The following is a 12,230-nucleotide window of genomic DNA, read 5'->3' on the forward strand; positions in this document are numbered from 1 at the left end:
TGAATAAAATACCGCGAGGGCGCCTATCTATTCCTAACTTAGGTTACAATAGCCCTCCCTCAATCCACTACATTATTTAATGCAGGAGTCCATCCATGACTGCACAGGTTCTTGACGGCAAGCTTTGCGCCAAAGAAACCGAAACCCGCCTTCAAGCTCAAGTCGCTGAGTTAAAACAGCGTACTGGCGGTACTCCCATTCTAGCAACCATCCTCGTTGGCGCCGATCCAGCGTCTGCGACTTATGTCAAAATGAAAGGCAATGCCTGTCGTCGTGTTGGTATGGATTCTATGGCTATCGAATTGCCAGATACCACAACCACAGAAGAGTTGCTGGACACCATCAATGGTTTGAATGAAAACCCTGATGTTCATGGTATTTTGTTGCAGCACCCTGTGCCAGAGCAAATCGATGAGCGTCTGTGTTTTGATGCTATTGAAGCACGCAAAGATGTTGACGGTGTCACCTGTCTTGGTTTTGGTCGTATGGCGATGCAAGAGCCGGCATACGGTGCGGCGACTCCTGCTGGCATTATGCGTCTGCTAGAAGCGTACGATGTTGCCCTAGAAGGCAAACATGTTGTTGTGGTTGGTCGTAGCCCGATTTTGGGCAAACCAATGGCGATGATGATGTTGAATGCAAATGCAACAGTGACCATCTGTCATTCTCGTACGCAAAATTTACCTGACTTGATCAAACAAGCTGACGTCATTGTTGGTGCGGTTGGTAAGCCTGAGTTTATTAAAGCAGAATGGATCAAAGACGGTGCCGTTGTGGTAGACGCCGGTTACCATCCAGGTGGTGCTGGCGACATTGAATTAGCGCCATTAGTTGATCGTGTTTCGGCATACACACCAGTACCTGGTGGCGTTGGCCCGATGACCATCAACACCTTGATTTTGCAAACCTTAGAATCTGGCTTAAAGCAGCTGGGTTAATATCAAGCATTGAAAGCGGCGCGACCTTGCCCCATATAGAGTCTATAGGGTAGCAAAGAGAAGAACGCGACGCCTTTATGATTGATAAGAAGCCGTGCCGACAGGTGCGGCTTCTTGCTTTGCACGATTTAGTGAAGACAGCACGCTCCATTATTTAGATAACATAACAGAAATAGGTAGATGGCCCATGTCCACAGAAATGTTAAAAGATGCGCTTGATTTTGATTTGATCGCCGATGTGTTTGTCTCTGAGTCTATCAGTGCATCCCCTGCAGAATTGCATGGTCAGCTTTGTGGTTATCTGGCGTCAGGGGTGACCTTACCATTGGAAGATTGGCTGACCATGGTGGCGGAATTTTGCGACATTGAAAGCTGGAAAGAAGACGCCAGTCGTGCCGCTATTGTTGAGTTATACACGGCGACTTTGACCTTATTTCAAAATGGCGAGTACGCATTAGTACCGTGCATTTCGGATGAGGATGCGGAACTGTGCGAACGAGGGGTTACTTTATCCCAGTGGGCGCACGGGTTTTTAGCGGGTTACGGTTTGTCTGGTCAGAAAAAAGAACTGAACGACGAAATCAAGCAAGTGTTGCGTGACTTCGCCAATATTTCTGCAATGCAAGCGGATATGCGCTCGCTTGAAAGCAACAATGATAACGAAACAGATCTGACTGAATTGGTTGAGTATGTTCGCTTGTCTGCCATGATGCTCTATTCAGAACACCATCAAGTCAATCCGAATGTAGATCACACGAAACAAAACTCCTTGCACTAATAATGGGCCCTTTGTTGTCCATCCAGCGAATCGAGCTGAGTGGTTATGGCCATCACCTTATATAAGAGAGAGTGAGCATGAAAATCGAAAGTCAAACTTACCAAGCTCGACGTGAGCGTTTGATCCAGTCGCTACCTGACAACACGGTTGCTGTGATTCGCACCGGCGACCTCTGCACACGTAACAATGATTGTGAGTATGAGTTTCGACCGAACAGCCGCTTCTTTTATTTAACCGGTTTTCCTGAGCCCAGTGCCTATGCTTTGATTAATGGGAAAGGTGAAACCGTATTGGTGACCTTGCCGAAAGACCCTGAAAAAGAGCAATGGGAAGGTTTTCGTTATGGCACAGAGGGGACGATTAGCACCTTTGGTGTGCACGATGCGGTGCCACTAGATGCGCTGGATAGCGTGGCGATCGCTGTGTTGGATGGCGCTCAACAGGTGGCCTTTCCGTTTGATGATGAGCCGCTTCGTCAGCAAGTTTTACAGTGGCGAGACGATTTGGCATCACGAGCTCGGGCGGGGGCGATTGCTCCAACTCAGCTTTTGGATTTGTCTCCTGCTATTTCAGAAATGCGTTTACGCAAAGACGATGAAGAAATTGCCCTGATGGAAAAAGCCGCGCAAATCAGTGTGGCGGCGCACAAGCAAGCAATGCGAACCGTGCGCCCAGGGATGAAAGAATATGAACTGGAAGCAGAACTAAATTACGTTTTTATGAAATCGGGATCGCGTCAGCCCGCGTATAACAATATTGTCGCCTCTGGTCACAATGCCTGTGTTCTGCATTACATCAAGAATGACGACACCATTGATGATGGCGATCTAGTATTGATTGATGCCGGGGCGGAGTTTGGTTGTTACGCTGGCGACATCACACGAACCTTTCCGGCGAATGGCAAGTTTTCTGAACCGCAGGCCGCTTTGTACCAAGTCGTATTGGACGCTCATACCGCTGGGCTAAAAGAGCTAAACGTTGGTGCGCCTTATGAGGCATGCCATAACGCAGCAGTGAAAACCCTAACTCAAGGTCTAGTGACGCTGGGTTTATTGACTGGAAACGTCGAATCGCTGATTGAAAGCAAGGCATACCGAGATTTTTATATGCACAATACCGGACACTGGCTTGGCCTTGATGTCCATGATTGTGGGGCGTATCGAGTCGATGGCGCCTCTCGGCCCCTCGAAGCTGGCATGGTATTAACCATAGAGCCTGGCTTGTATGTGTCGTTAGACAATGAGACGGTGGATGAAAAGTGGCGTGGTATTGGTATTCGTATTGAAGACGATGTCTTAATTCGTACGGATGGCCCTTATATTCTAACGCATGGCTTGCCACGAGAAATCGCAGAAATAGAAGCCTTTATGGCACAGGGTCGTGAACTTTAATGTAGTAATCAGGCGTTTGTCGCCGGAGATGAGTAAATGGCAAAGCAATACGATTTAATCATAGTGGGCGCAGGCATGGTGGGCTCTTTAGCGTCTTTATTACTGGCCAATTCGTCGTTACGAATTGCTCTGGTAGATAGGCACAACGGGGATTACGCTTTGTCAGTGCCACCTAGCTATGATGCTCGTGTTAGCGCTATTTCGTGCCAATCTAAAGCCTTGTTAGAAGCGGCAGGCGCTTGGCAATCGATCCCTCAAAACCGCCTCGCTGCCTATAATAATATGGTGGTTTGGGACGGTTTAGGGGAAGGTTACATCGACTTTAATGCGCGTAAAACTCAGTTACCAGAATTGGGGCATTTGGTTGAAAACGCGATTTTGTGCACTAGCTTAATGACAGAAGTTAAGCAGTCTTCGAACATTGATTTGTACCTTGCTGATGAAGTGGAAAACCATGAATTGAGTGAGTCAGGGGTGACGGTTTCTTTGCTGTCAGGCCGCCAATTAGAAGCGCAAGCCATTATTGCGGCAGACGGTGCTCTGTCTAAGCTACGTACCGAAAATGCCTTTGAGACCGTCGAGTGGGATTATGGTCATCAAGCCATGGTGGCAACCATTGAAATTGATCGCGCCCATGAAAATACGGCATGGCAAAGTTTTGGCGAAGAAGGCATTTTGGCCTTTTTGCCGCTGCCGAGTGTCGATGATCGTCATTTTGTATCCATTGTTTGGTCTGTGCCTCCACAAGAGGCCGACAGCTTGATGGCGCTGGATGATCAGGCATTTTGCAAACGACTAGGCTACGCCATCAGTCAGCGCTTTAGCGTGCTGGATATCACCACGGCTCGTCAGTCGATTCCACTGCGTCAACGTCATGCAAAGCAGTATGTGAAAGCAGGCATTGCTCTGATTGGAGATGCGGCTCATACGATACATCCGCTGGCAGGTCAGGGCGCTAATTTAGGCTTTGGTGATGTGAAAGCGCTGGTGGACGTATTGTCGAAAGCCCATCGACGTGGTGAGTTTTTAGGCGCGAGTCGAGTCTTGCGTCGCTACCAAAGGGCTCGCATGCTGGACAATATCGCCATGGCGGCGGGCATGGAAGGCTTTAAGCGTTTGTTTGGTACACAGCAACCTTTGCTGGTTCAGCTACGCAATCAAGGCATGGCCCATTTTCATAACAACACATCATTAAAAGAGAAACTCGTCGCCCGAGCGGCTGGCTTGTCTTCTTTTTCTTAATATTGAATCGAGTCTCTTGTTCCTTAATGAGCAAGAGGTCCACGGCTAGGCCGTGAGAGTTTTGCAATTCTTGAGATCTGCTTTATGCTCAAGAGAAAGATTATTGATAGGGTTTAAGGCTGCCGCATATGCAAGTACAAGATTTGTTGAAAAAAACGGATAAGCTCCCTAATGTCCCGGATGTGGTTAGAGAGTTGATCGTTCTGCTGAACGACCCTAATGCCAATTATTTTGATATCTCCCAAAAGGTCGCCCATGACCAAACCATGTCGCTTAAAGTGTTGCGAGTGGTTAATTCGGCGTATTTTGGCTTGTCTCGAAAAGTGTATTCGATTGATGAGGCTACGGTGATTTTGGGTATTAATAAACTCAAAACATTGGTGATAGCATCTGGGTTTGCTAATTCGGTAAAAAGTGTAGAAGGGATTGATTTAAAAGCGTTTTGGCAGGACTCTTTTCGTGTCGCTATTTTGGCGCAATGGCTTGGTAAACGCACCGACCTTGTTGACGCAGAAGAGGCCTTTACTGCTGGTATTGTGCATAACCTTGGGCGCTTATTGTTGCATTTGACAGAGCCCACTATCGCTCAAGAAATTCGAACGCGAACGAAAGAAAACTTTATCAGTCGTACGAAAGCGGAGTTAGATGCGCTGGGGTTTACCACTCAAGACGCCAGCAAAGCCTTAATGGATTTGTGGAAGTTTCCGCCAGAGTTGGGGGAAGCGGTGCGAATGCACAAACGCCCCTTTAGCGAGGAAGACCCACAGCCATTAGCGTGCGTTTTGAACTTGGCTTGTTACCTAAATGCTTGTATTCGCAGTGAGCGCGACGAAGAATTGGTCGTCGATGGCTTCCCTAAAACGGTGGCCAAAGGCGCGGGCTTGCCAGAGCAGATTATTTATCAGCTTGGTGAGGCTCTGTTGATCGGCGATGATTTAGACTTGTTGTTGTCTTAGTATTTCATCTGACTGAGTAATGGCTGAGCAAGCGCAGCGTTGGCGTCAGCTAAGATACCGAATTCAACGACGTAATTCATGGCAATTGCGTGTATAGCATTTATAATAGGTTTTTTTAAAATCACTGGGTGAAGAAATTGAGCGTTATTCGACTAAAAGGGCAAGCTGATCGACGTCTACGAGCAGGTCATCAATGGATCTACAGCAATGAAGTAGATACAAATAAGACGCCATTAAAGCAATTTACTCCAGGCGATCAGGTTGTAGTTGAAACGGCACAAGGAAAACCACTTGGTATTGCAATGGTTAACCCTAACACTTTGATTTGTGGTCGTTTAATCAGTCGTAGTGTTGACACTGTGATGAACAAATCTACCTTGGTTCATCGTCTTAAAATAGCCTTGTCATTGCGTGAAATTGCCTATAAAGGGCCTTATTACCGCCTCGTTTTTGGTGATTCCGATGGTTTGTCTGGTTTGGTTGTCGACCGTTTTGCCGACATCCTTGTGGTGCAAATCTCCACAGCCGGCATGGAGCGTATTAAGGGTGAAATAGTTGAAGCCTTGCAAGACGTGATCAAGCCAAGTGCCATCTTAATGAAAAACGATGGCAAGATGCGTCAAATTGAAGGACTGGACAGCTATGTTGAAGAAGCCTTCGGTACTGTGCCTGAGTTAGTTTATCTACAAGAAAATGATGTGCTTTTCCAAGCGCCAGTGTGGGATGGGCAAAAAACAGGTTGGTTTTATGACCACCGTGAAAACCGCAAAACCATGCAGAACTATTGTGATGGCAAGCGTGTTCTTGATGTGTTCTCTTATGTGGGTGGTTGGGGTGTTCAAGCCGCTGCCGCAGGGGCGACGGATGTGACCTTTATTGACGCCTCAGAAAGTGCGTTGAGTCATGTGGACGCCAATCTTAAATTGAATCAATACGAAGGCGGCTCTGAGCTCATGCACGGCGATGCATTTGAAGCAATGCAGTCTTTGATTGAAGACAAACAGCGTTTTGATGTGGTTGTTATGGACCCGCCAGCCTTTATTGCACGTCGTAAAGACATCAAGGCAGGGGAAGGCGCTTATCATCGTGCTAACCAATTGGCGATGCGTTTGGTGGCAAAAGGGGGCATTCTTGTGTCGGGCTCTTGCTCTATGCACCTAGAAACCAACCGTTTGCATGACATAGTGCGCAGTAACAGCCGTCAATTAGAGCGTTTTTCTCAATTGATTTATCGTGGTACCCAAGCACCAGATCATCCGGTTCATCCGGCGATTGAAGAAACAGAATACTTGAAAGCGCTATTTTACCGCATCCATAACAACATGGGTCTGTAAGACGGCGTTGATCGCGCGTTATTAGCGATTTAAAAAAGCCTCTTTACTGTCATAAGTAAAGAGGCTTTTTATGGTCTAAACGACGGAGTAAACAAGGTGGTTTTGATTAATCTCGTAACGAGATATGAGGCCAGCCGCGTTCTTTAGCGATGTCAGTTAAGGTTGGGTCGGCGTCGACCGCAACAGGGTGAGTCACCAGTTCTAAAAGGGGTAAGTCGTTACGAGAGTCGCTATAGAAGTAGCTGCCTTCCATTGAGTGCCCTGTTTCGGCTAACCAGTCATTTAACCGTGTTACCTTGCCTTCTTGGAAACTAGGAATGCCAACAATATTACCTGTGTAGCGATCCTCGATGATTTCGGGAACGGGGGCAATGATATGGTCCATGCCCATCGCTTCTGCAATTGGACCGGTAACAAACTGATTGGTGGCGGTGATCATCAATAAAAAGTGTCCTTGCTTTTTATGATGCTCTAGTAACGCCTTGGCTTTCTCTTGCATCATGGGGGCGATTTTTTCTGCCATAAAAGTGCGATGCAATTGGGTAAGCTCTTCATTATTGAATAATGCGAGAGGCGCTAAGCTGAAGGCCAGGTATTCATGAATATCCAATGTGCCTGATTGATATTGCTGAAAGAAGCGGTCATTGGCTTTGGCATAGGCTTGTGTATCGACTAAGCCTTTCTCGACTAAAAATTGTCCCCAAGTGTAGTCACTGTCACCGCTTAATAAGGTGCCGTCTAAATCAAATATTGCGAGCGTCACGATCAATCCTTAGTTCTTTTAATGTATACAAAGTATAGCGATGGGAGAGATAAATAACACCTGTCTTAATTGTGCAATAAGGCGAATTGTGGAACAATGAATTCAATTTATTTTTATGTTAAAAGGTGATAGCTCGTGATTGATGCAGACGGATATAGGCCGAATGTGGGCATCATACTGATGAACGAGCGTGGCCAACTTCTTTGGGCGAGGCGTGTAGGGCAAAATGCATGGCAATTCCCCCAAGGCGGTATTAAACCTGATGAAACACCAGAAGACGCTTTGTACCGAGAATTAAAGGAAGAAGTAGGACTGGAACCTCATCAAGTAGAAATCGTGGGGAAAACCCGAGGATGGTTGCGTTACCGACTTCCCAAACGCATGTTAAGACACAATAGCAAGCCTTTGTGTATCGGGCAAAAACAGAAATGGTTTTTGTTGTCGATTCGTTGTGCTGACGCTTGTGTCTGTGTAGATGCAACAGATTGTCCGGAATTTGATGGTTGGAGATGGGTGAGTTACTGGTACCCACTTGGCCAAGTAGTGGCGTTTAAAAAGGATGTTTATCGCCGTGCATTAAAAGAGTTGATACCTAATGCACACCGAAAGTTAGAAAATATCATTAAAGCAACTCACTAAATTTACATTATTTAGGGTGCAAGGAGAACGATGCTAAGTTTGCTCAGACGTATAACCCAAGAAGTGACTGCTGCGCAGTCTTTGCCGACCGCGTTGGACATTATTGTTCGGCGTGTGCGCAGAGCAATGCGGGCAGAAGTCTGTTCAATTTACTTAGTTGATCCTAATACTAGCGAGTATATTTTAATGGCAACACGAGGCTTAAATGCTGGTGTTGCTGGCAGCGCTAGCCTTAAGTCCGATGAAGGGTTGGTGAGTTTGGTTGGGCGTCGTGCTGAGCCTGTTAACCTAGAAGACGCCCATGTCCATCCGTCATTCCATTATCTCAGTGGAACCGGTGAAGAGCGTTACCGTTCTTTTCTAGGGGTGCCCATTATTCATCACCGACAAGTGCTGGGTGTCTTGGTGGTTCAACACGAAGACAAGCGTCGATTTGATGAGGGAGAAGAAGCCTTTCTTATTACGCTTTCGGCGCAGTTAGCGGGGGTTATTGCTCACGCAGAAGCGACAGGCGCCATGACTAGCCTAAGCGCAACGTCTGCACCGGTTGGAGCAGATTTTCGCTATAAAGGTGTCTCTGGGAGTTCGGGGGTCGCCATTGGGCGAGGGGTGGTGGTGTATCCACTGGCCGATTTAGATGTGATACCTGATCGCACGATTACCGACACTGCTTCAGAGATTGCTGATTTTTATCAGGCACTTGAAGCCGTACGTGAAGATATCCGGCGTGCAAGTAATCGCCTTAGCCAGCATTTATCCACGGATGAAAAAGCGTTGTTTGATGTCTATTTGAAGATTTTGAATGATAACTCGCTGGTGGTTGAGGTCGAGAAGAAAATCAAAAAAGGCAATTGGGCTCAAGGGGCAATCAGGCAGGTTATTCAAGCCCATATTGCGCATTTCAATCGAATGGATGACCCTTATTTGCGCGAAAGAGCGACCGATATTCGGGATCTCGGACGCCGCATTCTTTCTCATCTGCAAGAAAAAGCCCCTAATTTAGCAGAACGTTTCAGCGAACCGAGTATTATCATCGGTGAAGAGCTGACGGCGTCTATGTTGGGTGAAATTCCCATTGATAAGATCAAAGGCCTGGTGTCGGTGATGGGGTCCAGCAACTCTCATGTGGCGATTCTTGCCCGTGCGATGGGGATTCCTACTGTCATGGGGGCGCTGGATTTACCTTACGCCCAGTTAGATAAAGTCGACATGATTGTCGATGGTTACTTGGGGCATGTTTTTACTTATCCTTCTGAGAATCTAATCCAAGTCTACACTCAGATTGTTGATGAAGAGCGCCAGTTAGAAGAAGAATACGAAACACTAAAAGACCTGCCATGTGAAACGACGGATGGTTATCGTCTCTCGTTATTTGTGAATACAGGATTAACCGCCGATATTGCGCGTTCTTTGGATCGCGGTGCTGAGGGGATTGGTCTGTATCGTACAGAAGTGCCCTTCATGGTGCGTGATCGTTTTCCCACAGAGGCAGAGCAAGAGCACATTTATCGCCAGCAGTTGGAAGGTTTTGCGCCCGCGCCAGTGACAGTACGTACATTGGACATAGGCGGCGACAAAGCGCTGCCATATTTTCCGATTGCCGAGGAAAACCCCTTTCTTGGTTGGCGTGGCATTCGAGTAACACTCGATCATTTGGAAATCTTCATGGCGCAAATACGTGCCATGATTAAAGCCAGTGCCGGTCTGCACAATTTAAAAATCATGTTGCCAATGGTGTCCAACGTAGCCGAAGTGGAAGATGCTTTGGCGCTTATTCGCCGTGCTTATGCCGAGGTGAAAGAAGAGGGTTACGATGTCAAAATGCCACAAGTGGGCGTGATGATAGAAATTCCTGCGGCGGTTTACCAAGTCAAAGAGTTGGCGGCATTGGTCGACTTTATGTCTGTTGGAAGCAACGATTTAACGCAATATTTGTTGGCGGTGGATCGTAATAACCCGCGTGTAGCAGACTTATATAACTGTTTTCATCCTTCGGTTTTGCGAGCTTTATACTCGATTGTAAAGCAAGTGAAAAGCGAAGGGATAAACCTAAGTGTTTGTGGTGAAATGGCGGGTGATCCTATGGGAGCGATTATTCTCATGGCAATGGGTTACGACGTGCTGTCGATGAGTTCGACCAGTTTACCCAAAGTGAAGGCGGTTATTCGCAATATCTCGATGGAACAAGCGCAAGATATGCTGGATCAAGTGATTCATTTAGCGCATGCCGACGCCGTCACTCAGACGATGACGAGATTAATGCGTGAAGCTAACATCGAGCGTTTAGTTCGCCCTTCTAAAACAACAACCGTGAATTAACACCCCCTTTAGAGGTTTTTCTTACCGTTATGATAGCTTATCCAACGATAGACCCTGTCGCTATTTCGATAGGGCCGCTTGCTGTGCATTGGTATGGCATTATGTATTTAATCGGTTTTGCTGGCGCGTATTTATTAGGCAACTATCGAGCAAAAATGTCCAATGGCTTGTGGACGAAAGATATGGTCAGCGACATGATCTTTTATGGCGCCTTAGGCGTTATATTAGGCGGCCGTATTGGTTATATTCTGTTCTATCAATTTCCTGTTTTTGTCGACGATCCCTTAGTAATCTTTAGAATTTGGGATGGCGGTATGTCATTCCACGGTGGGTTACTGGGCGTGATTGTGGCGATGGCCATATTTGCTCGTCGTTATAATAAACACGTTATTGATGTGACCGATTTTGCCGCGCCTTTTGTGCCGATTGGCTTGGGTGCGGGACGAATTGGTAACTTTATTAATGGTGAATTGTGGGGCAAGCCAACGGATGTGCCTTGGGCCATGGTGTTTCCCAAAGATGTGTTGCAATTAGCGCGTCATCCATCGCAGTTATATCAGTTTGCATTAGAAGGCGTCGCTCTGTTTTGCATACTGTGGTTCTTTTCGAAAAAGAGTAAGCCACGCTGGTGTGTATCGGGCCTCTTTTTGTTGTGCTACGGCGTGTTTCGAATTTTGTCTGAGTTTGTTCGAGAACCGGACCCGCAAATCGGATATTTAGCGTTTGGTTGGGTAACAGAAGGGCAGGTTTTATCGCTGCCTATGGTGATTATTGGCATCATGCTGATTGTGTTTGGCTTTAAAATGAAGAAGTTCCCACAATCCTAGATAACGCCTTTTTTGTGATAGGCCAGTTACTGAGAATCGTACCAAAAAAGCCAGTTACTCAAGTAACTGGCTTTTTTGGTTTAGGCTGCAAGAGCGCTTTGCGGCGGCTTGCAAAAAAGCCTCGTTAGACAGAAAACGGGTAGGCGATAGGCTCGTGGAATTGGTACCCTTCAACAGAAAAATCATCCATAGTCACCCAAGTTTCAATGTCTTCTAGGGACTTGATGTCGGGGTTGATCTTAAGTGTTGGCAAAGCATAAGGTTCACGTTGTAATTGCACGTCACGCATCAGCTCTAGCTGGTCTTCATAAATGTGAGCATTGACTATCTTATGGAATGCTTGCCCCGCTTTGTGCCCTGTAATTTGCGCCACAATCGCAAGCAGTACATAGACCTGCACCATGTTGAAGTTAAGGCCAAGTGGGACATCACAGCTGCGTTGAGTGCTGTTTAGATATAGGGTGTCGCCTAACAAAGAAAAGTGGTGGCTATACATGCAAGGGCGCAGGCAGGCCATGTGAAATGCCCCCGGGTGATAAAAAGTGAGGATTTCCCCACGGTTATCCACACCCTTGGTTAAATCTTCAATGATTTGCTTAAGCAAATCAATGTGACCGCCATCTGGTTTGGGAAAAGCACGACCGATTGCGCCGTAGCACAAGCCCATGTCGTCTTCGCCTTTACGATGTACGTTATTTAACCATGCGGGGTTGTTGTTTGCATTGGCATCCCATGTTTTGGTGCCAAGGGCTCGAAAATCAGCGGCGTTATCATAACCTCTTAAATAACCAAGAATTTCTGCGATAGCCGACTTCCAATAACTCTTCCGAGTCGTAACCAAGGGGAATTCGCCCTTACTCACATCGTAAGTCAAATCCGCATTAATAACGGTTAAGCAGCGTTTGCCGGTGCGTTCGTTTTCTACCCATACGCCTTCATCAACGATGCGCTGGCAAAGATCTAAATATTGTTTCATGAAGAGAGCCTTGTATTTATTGTCTGGCAGCGACTTAAATCTTTTTAGAAATGCATTCTGGTCTGCC

Annotated in this window: 11 protein-coding genes; 9 read left to right on the top strand and 2 right to left on the bottom strand. The window is 46.7% G+C overall.

Annotation, left to right across the window (positions count from 1 at the left end; translation table 11 throughout):
• Positions 1–95: 95 nt before the first annotated feature.
• The 6 genes from folD to E0D71_RS07765 all read left to right on the top strand — a co-directional run bounded on the left by folD (position 96) and on the right by E0D71_RS07765 (position 6,639).
• Complete coding sequence (gene folD / locus E0D71_RS07740; protein WP_133002722.1) at positions 96–938, top strand: bifunctional methylenetetrahydrofolate dehydrogenase/methenyltetrahydrofolate cyclohydrolase FolD; 843 nt, start codon at positions 96–98, stop codon at positions 936–938.
• A 187-nt stretch (positions 939–1,125) separates the two neighbouring features.
• Positions 1,126–1,716 carry a UPF0149 family protein gene (locus tag E0D71_RS07745; RefSeq protein WP_133002723.1) on the top strand — a complete coding sequence of 197 codons (591 nt, stop codon included), beginning with the start codon at positions 1,126–1,128 and terminating at the stop codon, positions 1,714–1,716.
• A 77-nt stretch (positions 1,717–1,793) separates the two neighbouring features.
• Positions 1,794–3,107, top strand: coding sequence for an aminopeptidase P N-terminal domain-containing protein (locus tag E0D71_RS07750; protein WP_133002724.1), 1,314 nt, complete (start codon positions 1,794–1,796; stop codon positions 3,105–3,107).
• A gap of 36 nt (positions 3,108–3,143) precedes the next feature.
• Entirely contained in the window at positions 3,144–4,349 is a 1,206-nt protein-coding gene (locus E0D71_RS07755) for a UbiH/UbiF/VisC/COQ6 family ubiquinone biosynthesis hydroxylase (protein WP_133002725.1), read from the top strand.
• Positions 4,350–4,477: 128 nt separating this feature from the next.
• Positions 4,478–5,305 (top strand): HDOD domain-containing protein, encoded by an 828-nt coding sequence (locus E0D71_RS07760; RefSeq protein WP_133002726.1) that lies wholly within the window; start codon positions 4,478–4,480, stop codon positions 5,303–5,305.
• Between the two features lie 137 nt (positions 5,306–5,442).
• The gene (locus E0D71_RS07765) at positions 5,443–6,639 is read left to right on the top strand and encodes a class I SAM-dependent rRNA methyltransferase (RefSeq protein WP_133002727.1); all 1,197 of its coding nucleotides are present in this window, start codon (positions 5,443–5,445) and stop codon (positions 6,637–6,639) included.
• A gap of 106 nt (positions 6,640–6,745) precedes the next feature.
• Here E0D71_RS07765 and E0D71_RS07770 read toward each other — a convergent pair whose 3' ends face one another.
• Entirely contained in the window at positions 6,746–7,402 is a 657-nt protein-coding gene (locus tag E0D71_RS07770; RefSeq protein ID WP_133002728.1) for an HAD family hydrolase, read from the bottom strand.
• A 135-nt stretch (positions 7,403–7,537) separates the two neighbouring features.
• Here E0D71_RS07770 and E0D71_RS07775 point away from each other — a divergent pair, with 135 nt between their 5' ends.
• From E0D71_RS07775 to lgt, 3 genes are read left to right on the top strand one after another with little or no spacing between them, the layout of a single operon-like run.
• Positions 7,538–8,041 (top strand): RNA pyrophosphohydrolase, encoded by a 504-nt coding sequence (locus E0D71_RS07775; protein WP_133002729.1) that lies wholly within the window; start codon positions 7,538–7,540, stop codon positions 8,039–8,041.
• Positions 8,042–8,071: 30 nt separating this feature from the next.
• Positions 8,072–10,360 (top strand): phosphoenolpyruvate--protein phosphotransferase, encoded by a 2,289-nt coding sequence (ptsP, locus tag E0D71_RS07780; protein WP_133002730.1) that lies wholly within the window; start codon positions 8,072–8,074, stop codon positions 10,358–10,360.
• Positions 10,361–10,389: 29 nt separating this feature from the next.
• Entirely contained in the window at positions 10,390–11,187 is a 798-nt protein-coding gene (gene lgt, locus E0D71_RS07785; protein ID WP_133002731.1) for a prolipoprotein diacylglyceryl transferase, read from the top strand.
• Between the two features lie 124 nt (positions 11,188–11,311).
• On the opposite strand, the gene E0D71_RS07790 is transcribed toward lgt, so the two are convergent.
• Positions 11,312–12,163, bottom strand: coding sequence for a thymidylate synthase (locus E0D71_RS07790; protein ID WP_133002732.1), 852 nt, complete (start codon positions 12,161–12,163; stop codon positions 11,312–11,314).
• Positions 12,164–12,230: the final 67 nt, after the last annotated feature.

It is taken from the genome of Marinomonas sp. KMM3893 (assembly GCF_004352855.1).
Lineage (GTDB): Bacteria > Pseudomonadota > Gammaproteobacteria > Pseudomonadales > Marinomonadaceae > Marinomonas > Marinomonas arenicola.